Origin of the sequence: Aquitalea aquatica (assembly GCF_013911085.1) — a bacterium.
In the GTDB taxonomy this organism is placed as follows: Bacteria; Pseudomonadota; Gammaproteobacteria; order Burkholderiales; family Chromobacteriaceae; genus Aquitalea; species Aquitalea aquatica.
The window spans coordinates 55626-79327 of the sequence record NZ_JACERN010000014.1 but is presented as its reverse complement, the minus strand read 5'-3'; the positions used below and the strand labels follow the sequence as shown (position 1 = coordinate 79327).

The window sequence follows — 23702 nt, the reverse complement described above, 5'->3', positions numbered from 1 at the left end:
GAAAACACCATGTGCCTGGCCATGCCGGTAAGAATCAGCCAACTGCTGCCCGATGACATGGCAGTGGTTGATATGGATGGCGTCAGCCGCGAAGTATCAGTCGCCCTGATCGATGCCCCGCAGGAGGGCGATTACGTCATCCTGCATGTCGGTTACGCCATCGGCAAACTCGATGCCGAGGAAGCCGCCCGCACCCTGGCCCTGATGGACCAGCTGGCGGCAGGAGAGCAGGCATGAAATATGTAGACGAATTCCGCCGTGGCGACATCGCCCGTGGCATGGCGGCCCACATCCGCACGCTGGTGCAGCCGGGCCGGCAATACCGGCTGATGGAGTTCTGCGGCGGCCACACCCACGCCATTGCCCGCTACGGACTCACCGGCCTGCTGCCGGACAATATCCGGCTGATTCACGGCCCCGGCTGCCCGGTGTGCGTGCTGCCGATTGGCCGGGTGGATTCGGCCATCGAGCTGGCACTGCGCCCGGATGTCATCCTGTGCAGCTATGGCGACACCCTGCGCGTGCCTGCATCAAACAAGATGAGCCTGTACCAGGCACGCGCCAAAGGGGCCGATGTGCGCATGGTGTACTCCACCAAGGACGCGCTGCAGATCGCCCGTGACAATCCGCACAAGCAGGTGGTGTTTTTCGCCATCGGCTTTGAAACCACAACCCCGCCCACCGCGCTGGCGCTGTTACAGGCCCGCCAGGAAAAGCTGGCCAATTTCAGCGTGTTCTGCAACCACGTACTCACCCCGCCCGCCATGCGCCATCTGCTGGCGGCAGGCGATGCGGTGGAGCTGGACGGCTTTATTGGCCCCTCGCATGTCAGCACCGTCATCGGCAGCGCACCCTATGCCGCCGTGGCAACAGAATTTGCCAAGCCGGTGGTGATTGCCGGCTTCGAGCCGCTGGACGTGCTGCAATCAGTAGCCATGCTGGTGGAGCAGATCAATGCAGGGCGTACCGAGGTGGAAACCCAGTTCAGCCGTGCCGTGACCCACGAAGGCAACCAGAAGGCGCGCGAGCGGGTGGCGCAAACCATGACACTGCGCGACAGCTTCGAATGGCGCGGGCTGGGCCAGGTGCCGCACTCCGCGCTGGCCATTCACCCCGATTTTGCCGAGTTCGACGCCGAGCTGCGCTTTGCCCTGCCTTATCGTCACGTGCCGGATCACAAGGCCTGTGAGTGCGGCGCCATCCTGCGCGGCCAGAAACAACCGCAGGACTGCAAGGTGTTCGGCATCGTCTGCACGCCGGACAACCCGCTGGGTTCCTGCATGGTGTCCAGCGAAGGAGCCTGTGCCGCCCACTACCACTATGGCCGTTTCGTTCAGGGAGCCACGGCATGAGCAAGTCCTACACCCGTCCGCTCGACCTCAAGCACGGTCTGGTCAACCTGACCCACGGCAGCGGCGGCCGCGCCATGGCCCAGCTGGTGAGCGAGCTGTTTGCCGCCGAGTTCGCCAACGACTGGCTGGCCCAGGGCAATGATCAGGCCATCCTGCCGCCACCCGGCGCACGTATTGCCATCGCCACCGACAGCCATGTCATCTCGCCCTTGTTCTTTCCCGGCGGCGACATCGGCAGCCTCGCGGTGCATGGCACGGTGAATGATCTGGCCATGGGCGGTGCCACCCCGCTATATCTGAGTGCTGGTTTCATTCTGGAAGAAGGCCTGCCGCTGGCTGATCTGGCGCGCATCGTGCGCTCCATGGCTGCCGCAGCACGCGCAGCCGGTGTAGCCATCGTCACCGGCGACACCAAGGTGGTGGAGCGCGGCAAGGGTGACGGCGTGTTCATCTCCACCACCGGCGTCGGCGTGGTGGCCGACGGGGTGAAGCTGTCCGGTGATCAGGCCCGGCCCGGCGATGTGATCTTGCTGTCCGGCACACTGGGCGACCACGGCATGGCGGTGATGTCACAGCGCGAAGGGCTGGGTTTTGCCAGCCCCATCCTCTCCGACAGCGCGGCCCTGCACACCCTGGCCGCCGACCTGCTGGCCGCCAGCCCCGGCCTGCGCCTGATGCGCGACCCCACCCGTGGCGGCCTGGCCACCACGCTGAATGAAATCGCCCAGCAATCCGGCGTGGGCATGCGCCTGCAGGAAAGCGCCATTCCGGTACAGGCCAGCGTGCGCGCAGCCTGCGAATTTCTCGGACTGGACCCGCTTTACATCGCCAACGAGGGTAAACTGGTGGCCATCTGTCCGGCAGAACAGGCGGCAGCGGCACTAGCCGCCCTGCAAGCCCACCCGCTGGGACAGCAGGCGGCCATCATCGGCGAAGTGGTAGCCGATGCCCACCAGTTTGTCCGGGTGGCCACCGACTTTGGCGGCGAACGGCTGCTGGACTGGCTCAGCGGCGAAATGCTGCCACGCATTTGCTAGGCTGAACCATCGGCAGCGGCCATGGCCGCCAGCCACCGACCCGGGCGACACAGCCCGGGCGAACAGACAATAACAATGCTTGACTGGGATAAGAACAATGCGCGCAAAACCCGCCATTTTGCTGGTGGATGACGAAATCCGCTCGCTGGAAGCACTGGAACGGACGCTGGAAGACGACTTCACCCTGTTTACCGCGCAGGGAGGCGCGGAAGCACTGGCCATTCTGGAATCGGAATTCATCCAGGTGGTGGTCAGCGACCAGCGCATGCCGGACATGAGCGGCGTGGAATTCCTCAAACAGGTACGCGAGCGCTGCCCGCAGGTCATCCGCATCATCCTGTCCGGCTACACCGACAACGCCGACATTATCGCCGCCGTCAACGATGCCGGCATCTACCAGTACCTGCTCAAGCCCTGGAGGCCGGAATCGCTGCTGCTGACCGTGCAGGGCGCGGTGGAGCTATTCCGCCTGCAGCAGGAAAACGAGCTGCTCAATATCGAGCTGAAAGCCTCCGAACCCTGGCTCAAGGTCAAGGTGGACAGCAAGCGCGAGCAGATGCGCGAACGCTCGGCCATGGACAATATCGTGCGGGCGCCGGACAGCAGCATGAGCAAGATCTGCGCGCTGCTGGCGCGGGTGTCGCCGTTTGACATCTCGGTGCTGATCGAGGGCGAATCCGGCGTGGGCAAGGAATTGCTGGCGCGCGCCCTGCACTACGCCAGCCACCGCCGCGACCGCCCCTTCGTGGTGGAAAACTGCGCCGCCATGCCGGAACAGCTGCTGGAAAGCGAGCTGTTCGGCCACAAGCGCGGGGCCTTTACCGGCGCCTATCAGGACCGCATCGGCCTGTTCCAGCAAGCCGATGGCGGCACCATTTTCCTGGATGAAATCGGCGAAACCTCGCCCGCCTTCCAGGCCAAGCTGTTGCGCGTGCTGCAGGAAGGCGAAATCCGCCCGGTGGGCAGCCCGCGCCCGCTGAAAGTGAATGTGCGCGTGGTATCGGCCACCAACAAGCTGCTGCCCGAGCTGGTGCGCGCCGGGCAGTTCCGCGAAGACCTCTACTACCGGTTGTCGGCCTTTACCGTCAGCGTGCCGCCGCTGCGCGAGCGGCCACAGGACATTCCGCTGATCGCCCAGGCCCTGCTGGACGAAGCCCGCCACCACTACCAGCGTCCGGCCGCGCGCTTTGGCGAGGACACCCTGCAAGCCCTGCAGGACTACCGCTGGCCGGGCAATGTGCGCCAGCTGCGCAACGAGATCAACCGCATGCTGGTGCTGAGCGACGACGACTTGCTGGGCGCCGAGCTGCTGTCCGCCGAAGTGCTGCAAGCCGCTGCCGAAGAACAGGTGGCCGAGCTGGCTTTTCTCACCGGCCTGCCCGGCGACCTGAAAACCCGCATGGACGAGCTGGAAAAGCAGATCCTGCGCGAAACCCTCACCCGCCAACGCTGGAACAAGACCCGTGCCGCCGCCGAGCTGGGCCTGTCCCGCGTCGGCCTGCGCAACAAGCTGACCCGCTATGGCCTCGAAAAATAAACGCCTGCTGTGGCTGCAATCCGGTGGCTGCGGCGGCTGCACCCTGTCGCTGCTGAATACCGATGCCCCCAGCCTGTTCACCACACTGGCCGACATCGGCATCGAGCTGATCTGGCACCCGAGCTTTGCCGAACAAAGCCTGGATGAAGCCATGCAACTGCTGCAGCGGCTGGCTGATGGCAGCGAGCCGCTGGACATGCTCTGCCTGGAAGGCTCGGTGATGACCGGCGCCGCCGGCCGTTTCCACTTGCTGCCGGACGGTCAAAGCATGAGCACGCTGATCGAACAACTGGCCCGCCGCGCCGGCCAGGTGATAGCCGTGGGCACTTGCGCTGCCTATGGCGGCATCAGCGCTGCCGGCGACAATCTCACCGGTGCGGTGGGGCTGGACTATGCCGGCAGTCATCCCGGTGGCCTGCTGGGTGGTCATTTCCACGCCGCCGGAGGCCTGCCGGTGGTGAATATTTCCGGCTGTCCCACCCATCCGGGCTGGGTGCTGGAAACCCTGGCCTTGCTGGCGGCCGACAGCCTGCAAGCCAGCGACCTCGACCCCTTGGGCCGGCCACGCTTTTACGCCGACAAGCTGGTGCACCACGGCTGCGACAAGAACGAGTTTTACGAATTCAAGGCCAGCGCCACCGCACCGGGCCAGATGGGCTGCCTGATGGAGCATGTCGGCTGCAAGGGCACCCAGGCCCATGCCGATTGCAACAGCCGTGGCTGGAATGGCGAAGGCTCCTGCCTGACCGGCGGCTACCCCTGCATCAACTGCACCGCACCGGATTTTGCCGACCCCGGCCATGGTTTCTTCAGCACGCCGCAGGTAGCCGGCTTCCCGGTGGGCCTGCCCACCGACATGCCCAAGGCCTGGTTTGTCGCGCTGTCCACCCTGTCCAAATCGGCCACCCCAACCCGGGTCAGACAGAATGCCGTGCTGGACCGCCTGACTGTTCCCCCCTCGCTACCGAAAAAGGGCAAAGCATGAGCCGTCGCATTCTTGGCCCCTTCAACCGTGTCGAGGGCGACCTCAACATCACCCTGGACTTTGCCGATGGCAAGGTCAGCGCCGCCCGCGTCACCGCGCCGCTGTTTCGTGGCTTCGAACGCATACTGCTGGGGCGCGAGCCGCTGGACGCCCTGGCCATCGTGCCGCGCATCTGTGGCATCTGCTCGGTATCGCAATCGGTAGCGGCGGCGCATGCGCTGTCGCAGCTGTACGGCATCACGCCACCGGCCAATGGCCAGCGGGTGCTGAACCTGATCCACGCGGTGGAAAACATCGCCGATCACCTCAGCCATTTCTACCTGTTTTTCATGCCGGACTTTGCCCGTGCCGACTACCAGCAGCATGGCTGGCACAGTGAAACCCTGGCCCGCTTCAAGGCCCAGTCCGGCAGCGCCGTCGCTCCCATGCTGGAAGCACGCGCCATCCTGATGCGCTTCATGGGCAGCCTGGCCGGCCACTGGCCGCATACCCTGTGTCTGCAACCGGGCGGGGTGACCAAGGTGGTCAGCGCCGCCGAGCGGGTACGCTTGCAACAATGGCTGCGCAGCTTCCGCCGCTTTCTGGAGCAGCGCACTTTTGGCCAATCACTGGAAGCCATCGCCGCACTGGATAGCCAGGCCGCGCTGGAACACTACCGCTTAGAGACACCAGCCGCAGATTTCGGCCATTTCCTGCACCTTGCCGAGCAGCTGCAATTACACCAGCTGGGCCGCAGCTACGACCATTTCATCGCGGCGGCAGCCTATGCCGGCCCGGACGGCCCCTGGAGCCCGGCCGGGCTGTGGCAACAGGGCGTCAGCCAGCCGCTGCCGCTGGAGCAGATCAGCGAAGACAACCACAGCAGCTGGCTGGCCGGCGATGGCCCGAGCGCCCCGCTGCACACCGACACCGTGCCACTGCCGGACAAGGCCGAAGGCTATAGCTGGAGCAAGGCACCCCGCGTGGCTGGCCTTGCCGCAGAAACCGGCGCACTGGCGCGTGGCCTGCTGCGCGGCGAGCCGCTGCTGAACGAGATGGTGGCCAGTTCCGGCGGCAATGTACTGAGCCGGGTGGTGGCCAGGCTGACCGAGGTGGCGCGCATCGTGCCGCTGATGGAACACTGGCTGGCAGCACTGGAGCTGGAACAGCCCTTCCAGCAGCCCTGCCCGGCCAGCGCAGTGCACAACAGCGCCATCGGCCTGACCGAAGCCGCACGCGGCATGCTGGGCCACTGGGTGACACTGGATGCCGGCCGTATCAGCCGCTACCAGATCATCGCCCCCACCACCTGGAATTTTTCACCGCGCGACAGCAAGGAGCTGCCCGGCCCACTGGAAAAAGCGCTGGAAGGCGTGGATGCCAGCGACCCGCAAGCCCTGCAGGTTCAGCACATTGTCAGGAGTTTCGACCCATGCCAGGTCTGCACCACGCACTGAACGCGCCGGTCTGCTTGCCGGATGACAGCATGGCCGCTGCCGGACAAGAGCTGGCCGAAGCCGCCTGGATCGATGTCATCCAGCGCATGGACGAGGTATACAGCGAGCTGGTGGCCTCGCAGGAAACGCTGGAAACCAAGCACCGCGAGCTGGCAGAAGCCCATCACTTTACCGAAGGCGTGCTGGCTGCCATGACCGATGTACTGGTGGTGTGCGATACCGTGGGCAAGGTGCGCCAGGTCAACCGGGCCATGCTGCAGCTGACCGGCCACGCGGAAAGCGAGCTGGTCGGGCGCGAACTGGCCGAACTGGTGGAAGACAGCCAGGCACGCAGCCAGATCGCCACCTTGCTGGCGGCAGGTCGCAGCGATGTGCAGGATGTGGAAATCGCCCTGCCCCGGCAGCAGGGCGAGCCGGTACCGGTCACCTGGAATGTCAGCCCGCTGTACGACGGTGAAGGCCGCTACAGCGGCTTTGTCGCTGTGGGCCGCCCCATTGGCGAACTCAAGCGCGCCTATGCCCAGCTGCAAGCGGCGCATCAGGCGCTGAAATCAGCGCAGGCACAGCTGGTGCAGGCGGAAAAGATGGCTTCGCTCGGCCGGCTGGTCGCTGGCGTGGCGCATGAGCTGAACAACCCCATCAGCTTTATCCTGGGCAATGCCCACGCCATGCAGCGCTATGCCGGCAAGCTCACCCGCTATCTCAATGCCATCCACGCCCATGACCTGAGCAGCGACAACCAGGCGCTGCGCATCGAGCTGAAAATCGACCGCCTGCTGGCCGACCTGCCCTCGCTCAGCGCCGGCCTGATGGAAGGTGCCGAGCGCAGCGGCCATATCGTCGATGCGCTGAAACGCTTTTCCGCCGTGGAAGAAAACACCCGGCAGCGGGTGGATCTGGCCGATCTCACCCAGCGCGCCGTGCACTGGGTCAGCCGGGCCGCGCCGTTTCGGGTCGAGGTCAGCAGCAGCGGGCTGGATGAGCCGGCCTGGGTGTGCGGTTCGGCCAACCAGTTGCAGCAGGTATTGGTCAACCTGATCCAGAATGCTTTCGATGCCATCGAGAAAACCCCGCAGCCCACGCTGCAGCTACGACTGGAACGCGCCGGCGACATGGTGGAACTGGTCTTGCTAGACAATGGCCCCGGCATCAGCGAAGAGGCATTGCCGCTGATTTTCGACCCCTTCTTCACCACCAAGCCCATCGGCAAGGGCACCGGGCTGGGCCTGTCCATCAGCTATGGCATCGTCGAGCGTCATGGCGGCCAACTGAGCGCCGACAGCCCGCTGAGCGGCGGAGCCTGCTTTACCTTGCGCCTGCCGGCCTACCACCACTGAATCACTCTGCACCATGAAAAACGGCCTGTCCACAGGGCAGACCGTTTTGCTGAGCAGCGCGCTGCACATCAGGCAGACACGCGTTCGCCCCACAAGTCGTGTTCGCTGCAATCAACGATATCCACTTCGACAAACTGGCCGGCTTCCAGGCCGACCGCATCATCGACAAACACCAGGCCGTCGATTTCCGGCGCATCGGCATAGCTGCGGCAAATCGCCGTGCCTTCGTCGTCGATTTCGTCCACCAGTACGGTCAGGCGCTGGCCAATACGGGCTTCCAGCTTGCGGGCGCTGATTTCGGCCTGCACTTCCATGAAGCGCTCCTTGCGCGCCTCTTTGACCTCTTCCGGCACCTGATCCGGCAGTTCGTTGGCAGTTGCGCCTTCGACTGCGGAATAGGTGAAACAGCCGACGCGGTCCAGCTGGGCTTCGCGCAGGAATTGCAGCAGTTCTTCGAAGTCTTCTTCGGTTTCACCGGGGAAGCCGACGATGAAGGTGGAGCGGATCACCAACTGCGGGCAGATCTCACGCCATTTCTTGATACGGGCCAGCACATTGTCGCTGTTGGCCGGACGCTTCATCAGCTTCAGCACTTTCTGGCTGGCATGCTGGAAGGGGATATCCAGGTAAGGCAGGATCTTGCCGTCACGCATCAGCGGAATCACTTCGTCCACGTGCGGGTAGGGATAGACATAATGCAGGCGCACCCAGATGCCGTGCTTGCCCAGCTCTTCGCACAGCTCGGTCATGCGGGTCTTGACCGGACGGCCATCATGGAAGCCCAGCTTGTATTTGACATCCACGCCATAAGCCGAGGTGTCCTGCGAAATCACCAGCAGTTCCTTGACGCCGGCACGCGCCAGGCTGGCGGCTTCGCGCAGTACATCGTGTACCGGGCGGCTTTCCAGATCACCCCGCATGGACGGGATGATGCAGAAGGTGCAGCGGTGATTACAGCCTTCGGAAATCTTCAGGTAAGCGTAGTGCTTGGGGGTGAGGCGCACGCCGACATCCGGCACCAGATCGACAAAGGGGTCGTGCGGCTTGGGCAGGTAGTTGTGCACCGCCGTCATCACCTCGTCGGTGGCATGCGGGCCGGTTACCGCCAGCACCGAGGGGTGTGCGCTCTGCACCACGCCATCCTTGGCGCCCAGACAGCCGGTGACAATCACCTTGCCGTTTTCGCTCAGGGCTTCGCCAATGGCGTCCAGCGATTCGGTGACGGCCGAATCGATGAAACCACAGGTATTCACCACCACCAGGTCGGCGCCATCGTAGGAGGAGGAAATTTCATAACCTTCCGCGCGCAGGCGGGTGAGAATCTGTTCGGAATCGCTCTGAGCCTTGGGGCAGCCAAGCGAAACCATGCCGATACGAGGAGCTTTGGACATGGGGGTGTAGTGCAAAAATGAAAAACGCCAGATTATACAGCCATTTGCCACTTGATACCCAAGCATGCTTGAGCGGGAAATGGCAACAGGGTGCGGCCTGCCATCGCAGCCTGTGCCGACTGCTTTTTAACTACAAATTCTGCAAGCCAGCCCCCTGCCCCGTCTCCACGATCCAGGCGATCACAAACAGCAACCGGCAAGGCCAGGTGGCATGCTTGCGCAGCAGTTGTGGCTGCGGCTTCAAGCATCAAACCCGGCAATCTGCCGATGCCGCAAGCAGCCCGTGCCGTATCAAGTAAACTGGCGCGATACAGATAGCCGTGTCAGCACGGCAAGAGGACGCAGCATGGAACTGAGACAATTGCGCTATTTCGTCAGTGTGGTGGCGCAGGGCAGCATGGGGCGCGCCGCGCTGGAACTGGGCGTGGGGACATCGGCGCTAAGCCAGCAGATCAGCCGGCTGGAGGGCGAATTGTCCACCCGGCTATTGCAACGCACCTCCAGCGGCGTGCTGCCCACCGATGCCGGGCTGGCCTTCTGGCGGCAGGCGCAGCTGGCCATCCGCCATGCCGACGACGCCATGCGCGCCGCCCAGCTGGCGCGGCTGTCCGGCCATGTCAGCGTGGGCATGGCACCCAGCACCACCGGCGTGCTGGGCCTGCCCTTCATGGCCGCCATGCGCGCACGCTACCCGGACATCCGCCTGCATCTGGTAGAAAACCTGTCCGGCAATCTGGCCACCATGCTGGGCGCGCGCCAGCTGGACTTGGCGGTGTTGTTTCAGGAAGAGCGCACCCGGCGCTGGAGCGTGTTGCCGCTGCTGGATGAGCGGCTGTTCCTGATCTGCCGCCGCGACCTGCCGGCAGCACCCACACAGGACCACATCAGCCTGGCCGAGCTGGGCGACATTCCGCTGATCATGCCCAGTGGCCCGCATGGTTTGCGCGCCTTGCTCAACAATGCCAGCCACCAGGGCGCACACGCGCTGAACATCAGCGCGGAAATCGACGGCCTGCCGCTGCTGATGGATGCGGTGCGTGCCGGCTACGGTGCCACCATCCAGCCCGGTGCCGCCATTGCCCGCCTGCCGCCGAAGGAGTTCCGCCTGATCGACATCACCGACGCCAGCGTCAGCCGCCCCAACCTGCTGGTGAGCCTGTCCGATGACGAGCTGTCCCCGGCCGGGCTGGCCACCCGTGTTGTGCTGCAACAGGTGGCCAGCGAACTGGCCCACAGCGGCCAGTGGCCGGGAGCCACTGTTTACAATCGCTAAACACCTGTTGCCCGATCCGGTCTGGCGGCCGGGCTGAGGGCTTTTTACAGTCTCCGCTTGTCTCAGGGAGGCTGTACCCATGTTTGATGTTCTGATCATCGGCGGCGGCAACGCCGCACTCTGCGCCGCACTGATGGCCCGCGAAGCCGGGGCCTCGGTGCTGCTGCTGGAGTCCGCCCCGCGCGCCTGGCGCGGCGGCAATTCGCAGCACACCCGCAATCTGCGCTGCATGCACGACGCTCCGCAAGACGTGCAGGTGGAGGCGTATCCGGAAGAAGAATACTGGCAGGACCTGCTGCGTGTGACCGGCGGCCAGACCGACGAAGCACTGGCCCGGCTGGTGATTCGCGCCAGCGGCACTTGCCGTGACTGGATGCGCCGTCACGGCGTGCACTTTCAGCCCTCGTTGTCCGGCGCGCTGCATACCGCGCGCACCAATGCTTTCTTTATGGGCGGCGGCAAGGCGCTGGTGAATGCCTACTACCGCAGCGCGGAAAAACTGGGCGTGGTGATTCGCTACGACAGCGCGGTTGAGCGACTGGAATTACAAGATGGCCGCTTTGTTGCCGCCCACCTGCAAGGCGGCGAACGCATCAGCGCGCGCAGCTGTGTGCTGGCGGCTGGCGGTTTCGAGTCCAACCGTGAATGGCTGCGCAGCGCCTGGGGCCAGAACGATCAGGGCGACTGGCCGGCAGATAACTTTCTGATCCGCGGTACCCGTTTCAATCAGGGTGTGCTGCTCAAGTTCATGGAGCAGGCCGGGGCCGATATGGTGGGCGACCCCTCGCAATCGCACTGTGTGGCGATTGACGCCCGCGCGCCGCTGTACGATGGCGGCATCTGTACCCGGGTGGACTGTGTGTCGCTGGGCATCATGCTCAACCGCAACGCCGAGCGCTTTTACGACGAGGGCGAGGACTTCTGGCCCAAGCGCTATGCCATCTGGGGGCGGCTGGTAGCGCAACAGCCGCAGCAGATCGGCTATTCCATCATCGACTCCAAGGCCATCGGCCGCTTCATGCCGCCGGTGTTTCCCGGCAACAAGGCCGATACCCTGCCGGAGCTGGCGCGCCAGCTGGGGCTGGACGAGGCGCGCTTTGTCGACACCATCCAGCGCTACAACGCGGCCTGTCAGGCCGGGCAGTTCGACCACACCGTGCTGGACAACTGCCACACCAAAGATCTCACCCCACCGAAAAGCCACTGGGCCTTGCCGCTCAACACCCCGCCTTACTACGGCTACGCGCTGCGCCCCGGCATCACCTTTACCTATCTGGGTCTGAAAACCAATACCGACGCCGCCGTGCACTTTGCCGGCCAGCCCAGCCCCAACTTGTTTGTGGCCGGTGAAATGATGGCCGGCAATGTGCTGGGCAAAGGCTATGTCGCCGGTATCGGCATGGCCATCGGCACTGCTTTTGGTCGTATTGCCGGCAGCCGTGCCGCCCAGGCTGCTGCAGCTGCTGCAAAAGGAATCTGACATGCAACAACTCACCCGCCTGATCGACGAGGCGCAACAACTGGCCGCCGGCCAGCCAGCTTCACTGCTGAACAGCGCGGAAGCCGAAGTGGCACGCGACCTGCAAATCTGCAATGCCTGCCGTTATTGCGAGGGCTTTTGCGCGGTGTTTCCCGCCATGACCCAGCGGCTGGAATTCGGCCAGGCTGACATCCATTACCTGGCCAATCTCTGCCACAACTGCGGTGCCTGTCTGCATGCCTGTCAGTACGCTCCGCCGCATGAATTTGCCGTCAACATTCCCAAAGCCATGGCCCAGGTGCGCCAGCACAGCTATACCCGCTTTGCCTGGCCGGGCGCGCTGGGGCGGCTGTATCACCACGCCGGGCTGACCGTTGCGCTGGCGCTGGCTGGCGGCCTCGCGCTCTTCCTGCTGCTGTTGCAGGCACTGGCCCCGGCAGTGAACAGCGGCAATTTCTACGACTACTTCCCGCACCATCTGCTGGCCGGGCTGTTCGGCCCGGTATTCGGCTTTGCCGTGCTGGCGCTGGGCCTGGGTGTGCGCCGCTTCTGGCGTGACATCAGCCCGGTCGCCGCGGATATGCCGGCGGTGCTGGATGCCGGACATGCAGTGGCCACGCTGAAGTATCTGGATGGCGGCCACGGCCAGGGCTGCAATAACGCCGATGATGCCACCACCCTGTGGCGGCGGCGTTTTCACCACTTCACCTTCTACGGTTTCCTGTCCTGCTTTGCCGCCACCATCACGGCCACCGGCTACCACTATCTGCTGGGTCTGCCAGCCCCGTATGCACTGAACAGCCTGCCGGTGCTGCTGGGCATTGCGGGTGGTATCGGCCTGCTGATTGGCCCTGCCGGCCTGCTGTGGCTGAACCTGCAGCGCGACCCGCAGCATGGCGACGTACAGCAACGTCCGATGGACCGCGGCTTCATTGCCCTGCTGCTGCTCACCAGCGCCAGCGGGCTGCTATTGCCGTTTGCTCGCCACAGCCATGTGCTGGGCAGCCTGCTGGCCGTGCATCTGGGCGTGGTGATGGCACTGTTCCTCACCCTGCCCTATGGCAAGTTCGCCCACGGCATCTTCCGTAGTGCCGCCTTGCTCAAATGGGCGATCGAAAAACGTCAGCGCAAATAAATCATTCAAAAAAGCAATAAACACAACGCAACAGATGCAACAAAGGAGAGTACGCATGCAACAAGCGCTAGCCAGCCAGCACCCCGCCCAGTCCCGACTGGGTGCGGTACTGCGCGTGACCAGTGGCAATTTTCTCGAACAGTTCGATTTCTTTCTGTTCGGTTTTTATGCCAGTTATATCGGCAAGGCATTTTTCCCCACCAGCAGCGAGTTCGCCTCGCTGATGCTGACCTTTGCCGTCTTCGGTGCCGGTTTTCTGATGCGCCCGCTGGGTGCCATCGTGCTGGGTAGTTATGTGGACCGGATTGGCCGCCGGCAGGGGCTGATTGTCACGCTGGGCATCATGGCCTGTGGCACGGTGCTGATTGCCTTTGTGCCAGACTACAGCCAGATCGGGTTGGCCGCGCCCTTGCTGGTGCTGCTGGGGCGCTTGCTGCAAGGCTTTTCCGCCGGGGTGGAGCTGGGTGGGGTGTCGGTGTACCTGTCCGAGATTGCCACGCCGGGCCACAAGGGCTTTTACACCAGCTGGCAGTCTGCCAGCCAGCAGGTGGCCATCGTGGTGGCGGCGGCCATCGGCTATGGCATCCAGCTGTGGCTCAGCCCGACGCAGATTGCCGCCTGGGGCTGGCGCGTGCCGTTTTTCATCGGCTGCCTGATCATCCCGCTGATCTTCCTGCTGCGCGGTTCCTTGCAGGAAACCGATGCTTTTCTGGCGCGCAAGCACCGCCCCAGCCTGCGTGAAATCTTTGGCACCATCGGCCTGCACTGGCGCACCATCGTAGCGGGCATGTTTCTGGTATCGCTCACCACCACGCTGTTTTACTTCATCACCGTCTACACCCCCACTTTTGGCAAGAGTGTGCTGCACCTGACGGCGCAAGACAGTCTGATCGTCACCCTGTGCGTGGGCCTGTCCAATTTCTGCTGGCTGCCCATCGGCGGGGCGCTGTCCGACCGCATTGGCCGCAAGCCCTTGCTATTGGGTATTTCGCTGCTGGCTTTGCTGACCGCCTACCCGGTAATGGTGTGGCTGGCGGATGCCCCCAGCTTTGCCAGACTGCTGAGCGCGCTGTTGTGGTTCTCGTTTTTCTTCGGCATGTATAACGGCGCCATGGTGGCAGCACTGACCGAGGTAATGCCGGTGTATGTGCGCACAGTGGGCTTCTCGCTCGCCTTCAGTCTGGCCACCGCCATTTTCGGCGGGCTGACCCCGGCCGTTTCCACTGCACTGGTGGAAATGACCCACAGCAAGAGTTCACCGGCCTATTGGCTGCTGTTTGCAGCTGGCTCGGCCTGTGTGGCCACGCTGCTATTATTTGCACCACGCAAGCAGCAGCCTGCAGACTGCTGACAGCGCCGGGGGAGTCAAAGTGCGGGGCTTGGCCAGACATCCAGAAGATGTTGCCAGGACCCGCTCCCGTCCATTTATGAAAGGGCCAGATGCAATCGCTACAACTGCGCTTCGCACATGAGTGGATTGGACAAGGATGCAGCCGGCTGGCTCAGAGAGGGAAATCAAAAACTACAAAAGAAAAAACCCGTCTGGAAACGGGCTTTTTTCAGTGTGATGGATCAGGACTTGCCTGCATCATCCTTGCCGGGCGGCACATAGCCCGGGAAAGTGAAGCCACTGAATAACTGCTTGGTTTGTTCCTGCATGCGATTCTGCATTTCCAGGAACATGCCAGTACTCTGTTCCATATAGCTGGACATGACATTCTGGATCGCCGGACCCTGCAACTTCATGAATTCGCCCCACATGGTCGTGTTGAACACTGCCTTGTCGCCGTACATGGCGCGGGTTTGTTCCTGCAGTTTCTGCTGCATCTGGCCAAACAGCTGCAGGTTCTTTTCCAGGAAAGGTCCCATCATGCCCTGCATCGCCTGACCATAAAAGCGGATGAACTGTGTCAGCACTTCATAACTGAACATCGGCATTCCGCCATTTTCCTCCTCCAGGATGATCTGCAACAGCACGCTGCGCGTGATGTCATCCTGTGATTTGGCATCGACAACCTGGATATCCACGTTTTCGAGCACCAGTTGCTTCACGTCTCCCAATGTGATGTAGGAACTTGTCGCCGTGTCATACAGGCGGCGGTTCGGGTACTTCTTGATGACCCTTTTTTCAACACTCATGTAACACTCCCGGATTATTGTCGTTGGTGTTGTGCACCCGCAATTTATCATAAATACAACAAGCTAGAGCAAAACTTCTATGCCACTCGCACCGTGCGTGCTACATTTCGCACTTATTGTGCAGTGCAATATAAAACAAGAAAAAAAATCTCAGTCAACACAGAGCTTGTCGGTCTTTTCTACGAAATCCAATGATGAGGGTTAAAAACATGTTCAATACTAACGATCAACTCAGCAAAATCTCCCTGTCCGGCTTTGAAGCCGCCCTGCGCGTAGCCCAGATCTCCCTGGACAGCGCCGAGCGCCTGGTCAAGCTGAACCTGGAAGCTTCCAAGCAAACCCTGGAAGAAAACGTCAAGGTTGCCAAGGCTCTGGCCGGCGCCGGTGATGCTCAGGAAGCCCTGAACCAATTCAACCAACTGGCCAGCCAATCCGTGGACAAGGCCGTTGCCAACTCCCGCAACGTATACGAAATCGTATCCGCAGCACAAAGCGAACTGTCCAAGCTGGCTGAAGAAAACCTTGGCAGCTTCAACAAGAACCTGATCACCGCACTGGAAGGTGCTGCCAAGAACGCCCCGGCAGGTTCCGACAATGCACTGAACGCCGTCAAGACCTCGCTGGCTGCCGCCGCTGCTGCCGTAAACAGCTTCAGCAAAGCTGCCCAGCAAGTTGCAGAATTCACTGACAGCAGCATCAAGGCTGCCAGCAGCGCCACTGCCGATGCAGTAAAGACTGCCACCAAGCGCGCCTGATTCACGGCCACGCTGACTGAAAAACCCCGCTTTGGCGGGGTTTTTTGCTTTGCATGATGCAAGCAGGCCGGCGCAGGTTTACAATTATTCCTTTAGAGTTCCAGCAAAGACCACAGGTTCAACGCATGAAAATCAGCAGCAACTTTGACGCAGGCAGCATCGAAATCGTTTCCATGGAAAGTTTCGACGACATCCAGCTGCGGATTCCACATGACAATGCCTCGGACTTTGCTCAATGGTTTTATTTCCGGCTGCAAGGTGCCGCCTATCAGGCATGTACGCTGCACTTTCTCAATGCTGGCGAATGCGCCTATCCGGAAGGATGGACTGATTACGAGCTGATGGCATCCTACGACCGTATCAACTGGTTCCGTGTGCCGGCTCATTTTGATGGCCAGACCATGACGGTTGAACACGTGCCACTGGCCAATAGCGTGTATTACGCCTACTTCGAGCCCTACTCCCATGAGCAGCACCTGAATCTGCTGGGGCAGGCGCAAGGATCGGGCCTGTGCCAGATTCATGATCTGGGCTTTACCGTACAGGGCCGCGACATCAATTTGCTGACCATTGGTCATGAAGTCGAGTCTGATCTGAAAATCTGGGTCACCGCCCGCCAACACCCCGGCGAAACCATGGCCGAGTGGTTTGTCGAAGGTTTCCTGAACCGTCTGCTCGATCCGCTGGACGCCACTTCGCGCGCCCTGCTGGATAAAGCCACCTTCTACGTGGTGCCAAACATGAACCCGGATGGCTCCATCCTGGGTAATCTGCGCACCAATGCCGCCGGTGCCAATCTCAATCGCGAATGGCTGTCACCGTCGCAAGAAACCAGTCCGGAAGTACTGGTCGTACGTAATAAGATGCTGGAGACTGGTGTTGACCTGTTCCTCGACATCCACGGCGACGAAAAGCTGCCCTATGTCTTTGTAGCGGGAACAGAAGGTGTTCCGTCCTACGACGAACGCATCCGCCAGCTGGAAGACAAGTTCAAACACTACCTGATGGTGGCCAATCCGGACTTCCAGGATGAATTCGGCTATGACAAGGATGCCCCGGGCTCGGCCAATCTGAGCCTGGCCACCAACTGGGTTGGTGAAAACTTCAAGTGCCTGGCCTTTACTCTGGAAATGCCATTCAAGGACAATGCCAACCTGCCCGACGACGACTATGGCTGGAATGGCCAGCGCAGCCTGCGCATGGGCGAAGCGGCCCTGACACCAATCTACGCGGTGATCAACGAACTGCGCTGATCTCCTCGCAGCAAACAAAAAGCCGGAATCGCGATTCCGGCTTTTTCATTTCCCGCAGCATCTGCTCACTCTGCTCACATGGCCAGCGGCAACTTGTCCAGCGCCTTCACCAGCTCTATTTCCGCCAGACACCAGTCACTTCCCTTTTCCAGAACTTTACCCAAAGCTATCTGAAAATGCTTGCCGCGTGCCGTCATATAGTACTGCCGGCCTAGGGTATACACCGAGATTGGCATGATCAGCGCATTAATACGCCGCCCGCCACGGTCAAACGGTACAAACAAGGCGATATGCCCAGCCAGCCACACCATGTCTGGTGGCAAGGTGGGGTCGATCAGCTTACTGTCGGTGGGACGGATGGAGGCCGCGACCGGGCGGGTGCACAGGGTTTCCACTCCCAGGTAGATGCGCTCCCGCTGATTAGCCCGCTTGACCCGCCGCACCAAGCCCAGGCTCCAGCTGGCGCTATCGACATCACGATAGCCCACCAGACTACCCAGCGTGACCCATTCATTACCCAGAGAGTCCAGCGTCACCCCAAGCCCGCTCTGGCTGACATTCTCGACCGACCAGCGCAGGAACTCTTCACGCAAAGACGGCGAGGCTGACGCGGTATCGCCCGACATGGCAAGCGGAGCCAGCGCCAGAGTACTGCGGTCGCGCTTGCGGCTAGTCACAAAACCATAGATACGGATATTGGCAGCGTCATCAAAGCTGTCTGTATCCGCATGCCGTGCCTGTGTCTGGCTGGCCTCGTCCGGCAGGCGAATCAGTCGGTGCAGGGTTGACAGGCGATGTGCCACTTCCAGATTGCGGTTTGTCACGGCAACGCGCTCAGCGCGCTCGAAACGCATCTGCTTGGCAGACCATTCACGACACAGCATGTGCAGCAAACCAGCATCAATACCTGGCTCGATCCATGGCTTGAGCTCTGGTGGCACGCGCCCCCCCTCCATCACCGTGGCCCAGCTATGGATGATTTCCACCATATTGGCTGTACTCCAGAACCGGGCAGACTCACTGACAAAGCCAGGATTCGCACGCGCAGCAGGCTTGGCTTCCGCCAGAGTCACGGCAAAGCTGGCATCGTCACTATATTCTGGATGTAGGGACATGCGGTTGGAAACGACGCACAGCAGCTGATAAGAAAAATTGAATTGCCTCAGGCTGAGATTGCCACTACTTAACAATGACAACATCAGCATGATGAGATATTGATCCTGCACCGTCGTACCCGGACTGTCTTCCCCGAATAAAAAGACTGGAGTGGAGTCAATACGCCGCTGCTCTGCCAAACGATAAAGCTGGTTTACATTCAACCAGAAAACATCATCTGGGCTGAAGTGCCGCAGATATTGCCAGCGGGCAAACTCGCCAAAAAAATGCATCATGCGCACCAATACCAATGGCAGCATGGCACGCACCCGCTCTTCTTGCTGCATGTCGGTATCAATAGACAAGGCACGCTGATAAAACTCGAGAAACTGCTTTCCATACGCCAGTATCTGCGAGCGCAACTGCCCTTCCAGTACCTTGGGCATACGGGCATTCATGAAATATTGCGTACACAGGTTTTCATGCAGTGGCTGGATTTCCAGATTAAGCGTCAACACTGCATCCAGCAAATCTGCCGTCACATGGGGAGATAGCAGATTTACCTCGGCCAGCATCTCGGTAATTCTCTCGTGCGCAGCCGCGCCATACTCTTGTTTCAGAGTATTGGCGTAGGTTTTGGCTGCCGCAGCATTGGCCAAAGGGTCTGACTTGTTCTTTGAGCCTCGGGAGAAAAAGTCCAACATGGCGTAACTTTCAGTCTGTCATCGTGACGGGATCAGGGCGAACCCGGAGCTTGCACTAGTCGGCCATATCAGTATTTATACAAGCCGGCAAATCAGCAAGAAGAACTTACGCTACAAAACAAAAAGCGCCCGTGCAGGCGCTTTTTGTCAGGCACTGGGAAGACAGTGTCACATCAGATAGCAAGATCTTCAAGCGTTTTGCCAGCGGCTAGCAGTTCCTGAACCCAAACCGGCTTGCGACCACGACCAGTCCAGGTCAGTTCTGCACTTTCCGGATGACGATACTTGGCTTCAACCGGCTTGCGCACAACAGCACCCACCTTGCCCAGAACCTCTTCCACGCTCAGACCATAAGCCTTTGCCAGTTCGATGATCTGCTTTTTAGCCTTGGATTTTTCTTCGGATTCGCGACGCTTGATTTCGTTTTCAACGTCGCTTTTCAATGCTACCAGTTCAGTAAAGCTGAGATTGCTAATATCCATTTTGCCGCCCTTGATTATTCAGTTGGAGAACCACTGATTCAATTTAGCCAAAAGCCTATCAATTCGTCAAGGCAATGAGGTTAAATTTCGGTAAACAAAGCAATAGTTTACTCATCCTGAGTAAGATATGGCAAAGCCAGCGGCTCCAGCGCATTGATATATTCGGTTTCCAGATAAATACCCTTATCCCAGCATGCCGCCTGTACCACGACCAAAGCCTCATACTCGCAGCCTCCCACCTGACAAATTGCTGCCACCATACCAATAGACTGGTCAGGGAGTTCCGGACTGAATAACTTGTGGCCTACCACGGCAAATTGGGCCAGACGCACCTTGAATAAGCGTCGTTTCAGCTTCCCTAGGTACTGGGTACGCGCCACAATTTCCTGGCCAGGATAACAGCCCTTTTTAAAGCTGACGGCACCGATTATTTCCATATTTGCCATTTGCGGCACAAACTGCTCCTGGGTGGCCTGCGTTATCCAGGCAATCCCGGCATCGATATCACGAATAGCCCAGGCGGCGGCAGATACGGCGACTGCATCCACCTCCTGCAGCAATGCGGGCAATGGCGAATCAACCGCCGGATACACAATATACCCCCCCTCCGGCAAGGCAATCGCGACATCCCCCCCATGCTGAATGACCGCAAGTGGTAGCGCTTGCTCTGTCGCAAAATGCGTTTCCAGTTTTTGCTGAAGTGCTGCACCGCGCAAACCAGCCACTTGCACCTCTGGTGTATCCAGCAAGGTTACTTTCACTTTGGAACGCATGACAAACATGGTCAGGCGCTTGGCAATTGCAGCGGCAATATCTGCCGACAGCAACAGATAATAGCTATCTTCACACTGCCAGATAAGAAAGCTGGCCAGCATGCGGCCCTTGGCGGTGGAGTAGGTACTGAATTGCGCACGTCCCGCAGAAACCTCCCGGATATCGGCGGAAAACTGCCCCTGCAAAAAGGTTTGCGCATCGTCGCCTGCTACCCGGATGATTCCCAGGTTATCCAGCAGCGCAAGCGCGTTGCCGCTACGCACGGCAGTGACTTGTGCCAGAAAATCGGAAAATGACAGCCGCCCTTGCGGATCGATCTGTCCCTGATTTTTGTCTACCCACGACTGCCACGGCTGCTTCATGTTGCGATACCTGTGATTAAGCACACTAAATTAGTCAAGAATTTTACTTTTTTCAGCTCCTTCCTGCCAGCACCACTACGCACCTGGCCTGCATGCTGCAGTGATATTCTTTTCGGCTCATGTACTTAGTCAACACACCGTCTTCAGGTGTTTAAAAAGCTGCCATTTTCCATGGGCAAAGCGTTGACAGGCCTGATTACCATCGGTATAGTTCGCACTCTCTTGGATGTTCCCTGATAGCTCAGTTGGTAGAGCGACGGACTGTTAATCCGCAGGTCGCAGGTTCGAGCCCTGCTCGGGGAGCCAAGACCCTACAATTTGTTGTGCATTGCCGGTTATTCCCTGATAGCTCAGTTGGTAGAGCGACGGACTGTTAATCCGCAGGTCGCAGGTTCGAGCCCTGCTCGGGGAGCCACCCCCACAATGCCAAGCCAGTTTATTCCCTGATAGCTCAGTTGGTAGAGCGACGGACTGTTAATCCGCAGGTCGCAGGTTCGAGCCCTGCTCGGGGAGCCAGATAAAAGCCCGCTTTGATAGCGGGCTTTTTGCATTTGATTCATTCCCACCTTTCCCTTTTGACAAAAGCTCTGCTTCACGCAAAGAATTGTCTGGCTATCGCAGCGGTTTATTCGTGTTAAAATAAGCGTCAATTAACTCTGTATTAAACAATAACCATAGGATCAGCCATGTCCATTCTGAAGGAATTCAAGGAATTTGCTGTTAAAGGCAATGTCATCGATCTGGCCGTCGGTGTGGTCATTGGCGGTGCGTTCGGTTCCATCGTCAAATCACTGGTCGACGATGTCATCATGCCCCCCATCGGTCTACTGATCGGCAACGTCGATTTTGCCAACCTGTTCTTCGTACTGAAGGAAGGCGCCAAACAGGCTGGGCCTTACGCTTCGGTGGCAGCCGCCAAGCAGGCGGGTGCCGTGACGATGAATATCGGCCTGTTTATCAATTCGCTGGTGAGCTTCACCATTGTTGCCTTCGCCATCTTCATGCTGGTGAAAGCCATCAACAAGCTGAAGCGCGAGACGCCGGTTGAAGCAGCCCCTGCGGCAGCCACCAAGGAATGCCGTTACTGCCTGTCCAGCGTACCGGAGAAAGCCAGCCGCTGCCCTTGCTGCACATCGCAACTGGATTAACGTTTCAAACACATCCCAATAAAAAAGAGGCCATCTGGCCTCTTTTTTATTTTCTTCCGCCGCGGCCTTTATTATCCAGGCCTGCCGCCTCCAGCAGACTTCCAGGATCAAAGCCCAGGCGTAACGCCCCCCAGTGTCGGCCATCCAGAAACACCGGCAGCGTCAGCTCGGACAGGATTTCTCCGGTATCACGCATATAGGTATGCAGCAGGAAGGGTTCGGTATTGCGGGCCGACTTGAGGCCTGCAGGATCGGCAAAAATACGCTTGTCGCGACTATTCACCAAATCTTTTTGCTCGTCGCCCGTCAGTGGCTGGCTATACCAGCTGTTATGGGTAGGCGCATAACCATTACTGTCTACCAGCAAGCAGAATCGCCCGCCCACCACATCACGCACCAGACCGTCGTAATGTACTTGCACCAAGCCGGCCAGCTTCTCGTCATAGGCCGTATGGTATTTGCTTGGCTGGCTGCCGGGGATCAGTTGATAACGCTGATCGAATACATTGATGCCGGACTTTTGCTGTTGCTGCAACACTCCCTGCAACTGGTCGCGCATGCCACGTACCAAGCCGATCATGCGGTCAAATTCGCCCTCACCAATCACGAAGCGCGATACCATTTCCTGAACCTGCTCGGCCACACCGGATAATTCATCGGCCACCTGTTCGGTGTGATTGAGGCGTTCAGTTACCTGCTGCCCCAAGTCATGAATTTCCGACACATGCCGGTTTACCTGCCGATTGGTTTCAGCAAAATCTTCCATGGTGCCGGCGATTTGCGTCAGGCTGCTGGCGGTGGATTCAAAATCACCCATCATGCGACCAAAGTGTTGCGAGGCACGCGATACGACTTCGCGGGCCTGATGGGTGCCGGCCGTGATTTCATTGGTTTCCACCTGGGTGTCCGACACCAGTCCCAGCATGCCATCGATATTGCTGGAGATTTCGTCGGTGGCCTTTTTCACCTTTTCCGCCAGCTTGCGCACTTCATCAGCCACAACTGCAAAACCGCGACCGCTTTCGCCCGCACGGGCCGCCTCGATCGCCGCATTTAGCGCCAGCAGATTGGTCTGATCGGAAATATCCTTGATCAGATCGACAATAGTCTTGATGCTGGCCGAACGCTGACTCAGGTCTTCCACCGTTTCGTTGAAGTGGCTCACTTTCTGGCTGATGTCGTATATGCGGTCGGCAACCGTTTTCAGCTCATCATATGATTCGCGGGCGACATCCAGATTAGAAAGCGTGGACACGGAAATGCTTTGCGTCTGGCCGGTTACCTGATTGATACCCGTGGTGGTCTGATCGCTGGCATCACGTACGCGAGTGGCAAATTCATCCTGTCGCACGGCACTACCCAAGGATTCACTCACATTCTTGCGGGTACGGGCCGAGTCCATGGCAATACGCACGGTCATCAGCCGCACATTGCTGATGATTTCACGCATTTTCAGCTGGAAGCGGTTATAGGAAACCGAGACATCGCGAATTTCGTCATAAGTGATGGCTGGAATATCACGCGATAGATCACCCTCGCCAGCACCAATCTCATTAAAAATGCCGATAATCATTTTTAGCGGGCGCACGATGAGATAGCGCAGATACCAGACCATAAAGCAGGTGAAAGCCAAACCCAGCAGCCACAAGCAGCCACCCCAGAAAATGGCACTGTCGATACTGGATAGGATGTGCGCGGAAACCGTGCCGGGAACCGCCGGGTTATTCAGTTGGCCACGAATATCGGTCAACACCAGGTAGGAATAAGCCAGCATGATCAACTGGAACAGGCTCAAACAAAAGAAACTGCACAATTTCCTGGTCAGTGTATTGAAGAAGGTTTTTTCGACCAGGGTATATACGCGCCAGAACCAATCCATGCTCTCTCCTTACGACCTGCTGATATTGCTTGTTATATGTTTAAAGCGGGCGCTACATTTTTACCTTAAATCTGTGAAATAACCAATCCCAATTGCAATAAAAATGACGGTTATCAAGAACCATTCGCAGGTAGTTCACAGCGAGCAC

20 protein-coding genes and 3 tRNA genes are annotated in these 23702 nt (G+C 59.6%); 17 read left to right on the top strand and 6 right to left on the bottom strand.

Annotated features, from left to right (window positions below; translation table 11 throughout):
• The first annotated feature begins 9 nt into the window (after positions 1-9).
• The 7 genes from H2Z84_RS04170 to H2Z84_RS04140 all read left to right on the top strand — a co-directional run bounded on the left by H2Z84_RS04170 (position 10) and on the right by H2Z84_RS04140 (position 7684).
• Positions 10-237: a HypC/HybG/HupF family hydrogenase formation chaperone gene (locus tag H2Z84_RS04170; protein WP_103525266.1), complete on the top strand. Its 228-nt coding sequence runs from the start codon at positions 10-12 to the stop codon at positions 235-237.
• The gene (hypD, locus tag H2Z84_RS04165) at positions 234-1352 is read left to right on the top strand and encodes a hydrogenase formation protein HypD (RefSeq protein ID WP_181834857.1); all 1119 of its coding nucleotides are present in this window, start codon (positions 234-236) and stop codon (positions 1350-1352) included. The genes H2Z84_RS04170 and hypD overlap by 4 nt, the downstream gene beginning before the upstream one ends.
• Positions 1349-2389 carry a hydrogenase expression/formation protein HypE gene (hypE, locus tag H2Z84_RS04160; RefSeq protein WP_181834856.1) on the top strand — a complete coding sequence of 347 codons (1041 nt, stop codon included), beginning with the start codon at positions 1349-1351 and terminating at the stop codon, positions 2387-2389. The genes hypD and hypE overlap by 4 nt, the downstream gene beginning before the upstream one ends.
• 97 nt (positions 2390-2486) lie before the next feature.
• A complete protein-coding gene (locus H2Z84_RS04155) occupies positions 2487-3926 on the top strand; it encodes a sigma-54-dependent transcriptional regulator (protein ID WP_103525263.1) in 1440 nt (479 codons plus the stop codon).
• Entirely contained in the window at positions 3910-4911 is a 1002-nt protein-coding gene (locus H2Z84_RS04150) for an NADH-quinone oxidoreductase subunit B family protein (protein ID WP_181834855.1), read from the top strand. Before H2Z84_RS04155 ends, H2Z84_RS04150 begins: the two co-directional genes overlap by 17 nt.
• Positions 4908-6347, top strand: a complete 1440-nt coding sequence (locus H2Z84_RS04145; RefSeq protein WP_181834854.1) for a nickel-dependent hydrogenase large subunit — start codon at positions 4908-4910, stop codon at positions 6345-6347. Before H2Z84_RS04150 ends, H2Z84_RS04145 begins: the two co-directional genes overlap by 4 nt.
• A complete protein-coding gene (locus tag H2Z84_RS04140; RefSeq protein ID WP_220272689.1) occupies positions 6323-7684 on the top strand; it encodes a sensor histidine kinase in 1362 nt (453 codons plus the stop codon). Before H2Z84_RS04145 ends, H2Z84_RS04140 begins: the two co-directional genes overlap by 25 nt.
• 68 nt (positions 7685-7752) lie before the next feature.
• Here H2Z84_RS04140 and rimO read toward each other — a convergent pair whose 3' ends face one another.
• Positions 7753-9075 (bottom strand): 30S ribosomal protein S12 methylthiotransferase RimO, encoded by a 1323-nt coding sequence (rimO, locus tag H2Z84_RS04135; RefSeq protein ID WP_181834853.1) that lies wholly within the window; start codon positions 9073-9075, stop codon positions 7753-7755.
• A gap of 346 nt (positions 9076-9421) precedes the next feature.
• Between rimO and H2Z84_RS04130 the strand changes: the two genes are divergently transcribed.
• The 4 genes from H2Z84_RS04130 to H2Z84_RS04115 all read left to right on the top strand — a co-directional run bounded on the left by H2Z84_RS04130 (position 9422) and on the right by H2Z84_RS04115 (position 14314).
• Positions 9422-10348 carry a LysR family transcriptional regulator gene (locus H2Z84_RS04130; RefSeq protein ID WP_181834852.1) on the top strand — a complete coding sequence of 309 codons (927 nt, stop codon included), beginning with the start codon at positions 9422-9424 and terminating at the stop codon, positions 10346-10348.
• Between the two features lie 79 nt (positions 10349-10427).
• A complete protein-coding gene (tcuA, locus tag H2Z84_RS04125; protein ID WP_181834851.1) occupies positions 10428-11828 on the top strand; it encodes an FAD-dependent tricarballylate dehydrogenase TcuA in 1401 nt (466 codons plus the stop codon).
• A gap of 1 nt (position 11829) precedes the next feature.
• Positions 11830-12963, top strand: a complete 1134-nt coding sequence (tcuB, locus tag H2Z84_RS04120) for a tricarballylate utilization 4Fe-4S protein TcuB (protein ID WP_181834850.1) — start codon at positions 11830-11832, stop codon at positions 12961-12963.
• Between the two features lie 55 nt (positions 12964-13018).
• Positions 13019-14314: an MFS transporter gene (locus H2Z84_RS04115; protein ID WP_181834849.1), complete on the top strand. Its 1296-nt coding sequence runs from the start codon at positions 13019-13021 to the stop codon at positions 14312-14314.
• A gap of 221 nt (positions 14315-14535) precedes the next feature.
• On the opposite strand, the gene phaR is transcribed toward H2Z84_RS04115, so the two are convergent.
• Positions 14536-15102: a polyhydroxyalkanoate synthesis repressor PhaR gene (gene phaR / locus H2Z84_RS04110; RefSeq protein ID WP_059286019.1), complete on the bottom strand. Its 567-nt coding sequence runs from the start codon at positions 15100-15102 to the stop codon at positions 14536-14538.
• A gap of 209 nt (positions 15103-15311) precedes the next feature.
• Between phaR and H2Z84_RS04105 the strand changes: the two genes are divergently transcribed.
• Positions 15312-15857, top strand: coding sequence for a phasin family protein (locus H2Z84_RS04105; RefSeq protein ID WP_103525256.1), 546 nt, complete (start codon positions 15312-15314; stop codon positions 15855-15857).
• A 125-nt stretch (positions 15858-15982) separates the two neighbouring features.
• On the top strand, positions 15983-17110 hold the full coding sequence (locus H2Z84_RS04100) for a M14 family metallopeptidase (RefSeq protein ID WP_181834848.1): 1128 nt from the start codon (positions 15983-15985) through the stop codon (positions 17108-17110).
• Between the two features lie 74 nt (positions 17111-17184).
• Here the strand turns inward: H2Z84_RS04100 and H2Z84_RS04095 are convergent, their stop codons facing one another.
• The 3 genes from H2Z84_RS04095 to ygfZ form a co-directional block, all read right to left on the bottom strand.
• Positions 17185-18909 carry a cyclic-di-GMP receptor FimW-related protein gene (locus tag H2Z84_RS04095; protein WP_181834847.1) on the bottom strand — a complete coding sequence of 575 codons (1725 nt, stop codon included), beginning with the start codon at positions 18907-18909 and terminating at the stop codon, positions 17185-17187.
• A gap of 173 nt (positions 18910-19082) precedes the next feature.
• Positions 19083-19391, bottom strand: a complete 309-nt coding sequence (locus H2Z84_RS04090) for an H-NS histone family protein (RefSeq protein WP_181834846.1) — start codon at positions 19389-19391, stop codon at positions 19083-19085.
• A gap of 107 nt (positions 19392-19498) precedes the next feature.
• On the bottom strand, positions 19499-20527 hold the full coding sequence (gene ygfZ, locus H2Z84_RS04085; RefSeq protein WP_181834845.1) for a CAF17-like 4Fe-4S cluster assembly/insertion protein YgfZ: 1029 nt from the start codon (positions 20525-20527) through the stop codon (positions 19499-19501).
• A gap of 230 nt (positions 20528-20757) precedes the next feature.
• Here ygfZ and H2Z84_RS04080 point away from each other — a divergent pair.
• The 4 genes from H2Z84_RS04080 (at position 20758) to mscL (ending at position 21675) form a co-directional block, all read left to right on the top strand.
• Positions 20758-20833, top strand: a tRNA-Asn gene (locus H2Z84_RS04080).
• Positions 20834-20866: 33 nt separating this feature from the next.
• A tRNA-Asn gene (locus H2Z84_RS04075) sits at positions 20867-20942 on the top strand.
• 25 nt (positions 20943-20967) lie between these two features.
• Positions 20968-21043: transfer RNA gene (locus H2Z84_RS04070), tRNA-Asn, on the top strand.
• Positions 21044-21213: 170 nt separating this feature from the next.
• Positions 21214-21675: a large conductance mechanosensitive channel protein MscL gene (gene mscL / locus H2Z84_RS04065; protein ID WP_124643795.1), complete on the top strand. Its 462-nt coding sequence runs from the start codon at positions 21214-21216 to the stop codon at positions 21673-21675.
• Between the two features lie 46 nt (positions 21676-21721).
• On the opposite strand, the gene H2Z84_RS04060 is transcribed toward mscL, so the two are convergent.
• On the bottom strand, positions 21722-23554 hold the full coding sequence (locus H2Z84_RS04060; RefSeq protein ID WP_181834844.1) for a methyl-accepting chemotaxis protein: 1833 nt from the start codon (positions 23552-23554) through the stop codon (positions 21722-21724).
• Positions 23555-23702: the final 148 nt, after the last annotated feature.

Bases quoted from the DNA above. Each gene is read 5' to 3' on its own strand.
- H2Z84_RS04140 (WP_220272689.1), top strand. From the start codon at position 6,323: ATGCCAGGTCTGCACCACGCACTGAACGCGCCGGTCTGCTTGCCGGAT.
- tcuA (WP_181834851.1), top strand. From the start codon at position 10,428: ATGTTTGATGTTCTGATCATCGGCGGCGGCAACGCCGCACTCTGCGCC.
- H2Z84_RS04095 (WP_181834847.1), bottom strand. From the start codon at position 18,909: ATGTTGGACTTTTTCTCCCGAGGCTCAAAGAACAAGTCAGACCCTTTG.
- H2Z84_RS04150 (WP_181834855.1), top strand. From the start codon at position 3,910: ATGGCCTCGAAAAATAAACGCCTGCTGTGGCTGCAATCCGGTGGCTGC.
- H2Z84_RS04060 (WP_181834844.1), bottom strand. From the start codon at position 23,554: ATGGATTGGTTCTGGCGCGTATATACCCTGGTCGAAAAAACCTTCTTC.
- ygfZ (WP_181834845.1), bottom strand. From the start codon at position 20,527: ATGAAGCAGCCGTGGCAGTCGTGGGTAGACAAAAATCAGGGACAGATC.
- rimO (WP_181834853.1), bottom strand. From the start codon at position 9,075: ATGTCCAAAGCTCCTCGTATCGGCATGGTTTCGCTTGGCTGCCCCAAG.
- hypD (WP_181834857.1), top strand. From the start codon at position 234: ATGAAATATGTAGACGAATTCCGCCGTGGCGACATCGCCCGTGGCATG.
- tcuB (WP_181834850.1), top strand. From the start codon at position 11,830: ATGCAACAACTCACCCGCCTGATCGACGAGGCGCAACAACTGGCCGCC.
- H2Z84_RS04155 (WP_103525263.1), top strand. From the start codon at position 2,487: ATGCGCGCAAAACCCGCCATTTTGCTGGTGGATGACGAAATCCGCTCG.
- phaR (WP_059286019.1), bottom strand. From the start codon at position 15,102: ATGAGTGTTGAAAAAAGGGTCATCAAGAAGTACCCGAACCGCCGCCTG.
- H2Z84_RS04145 (WP_181834854.1), top strand. From the start codon at position 4,908: ATGAGCCGTCGCATTCTTGGCCCCTTCAACCGTGTCGAGGGCGACCTC.
- H2Z84_RS04130 (WP_181834852.1), top strand. From the start codon at position 9,422: ATGGAACTGAGACAATTGCGCTATTTCGTCAGTGTGGTGGCGCAGGGC.
- H2Z84_RS04105 (WP_103525256.1), top strand. From the start codon at position 15,312: ATGTTCAATACTAACGATCAACTCAGCAAAATCTCCCTGTCCGGCTTT.
- H2Z84_RS04090 (WP_181834846.1), bottom strand. From the start codon at position 19,391: ATGGATATTAGCAATCTCAGCTTTACTGAACTGGTAGCATTGAAAAGC.
- H2Z84_RS04170 (WP_103525266.1), top strand. From the start codon at position 10: ATGTGCCTGGCCATGCCGGTAAGAATCAGCCAACTGCTGCCCGATGAC.
- mscL (WP_124643795.1), top strand. From the start codon at position 21,214: ATGTCCATTCTGAAGGAATTCAAGGAATTTGCTGTTAAAGGCAATGTC.
- hypE (WP_181834856.1), top strand. From the start codon at position 1,349: ATGAGCAAGTCCTACACCCGTCCGCTCGACCTCAAGCACGGTCTGGTC.
- H2Z84_RS04115 (WP_181834849.1), top strand. From the start codon at position 13,019: ATGCAACAAGCGCTAGCCAGCCAGCACCCCGCCCAGTCCCGACTGGGT.
- H2Z84_RS04100 (WP_181834848.1), top strand. From the start codon at position 15,983: ATGAAAATCAGCAGCAACTTTGACGCAGGCAGCATCGAAATCGTTTCC.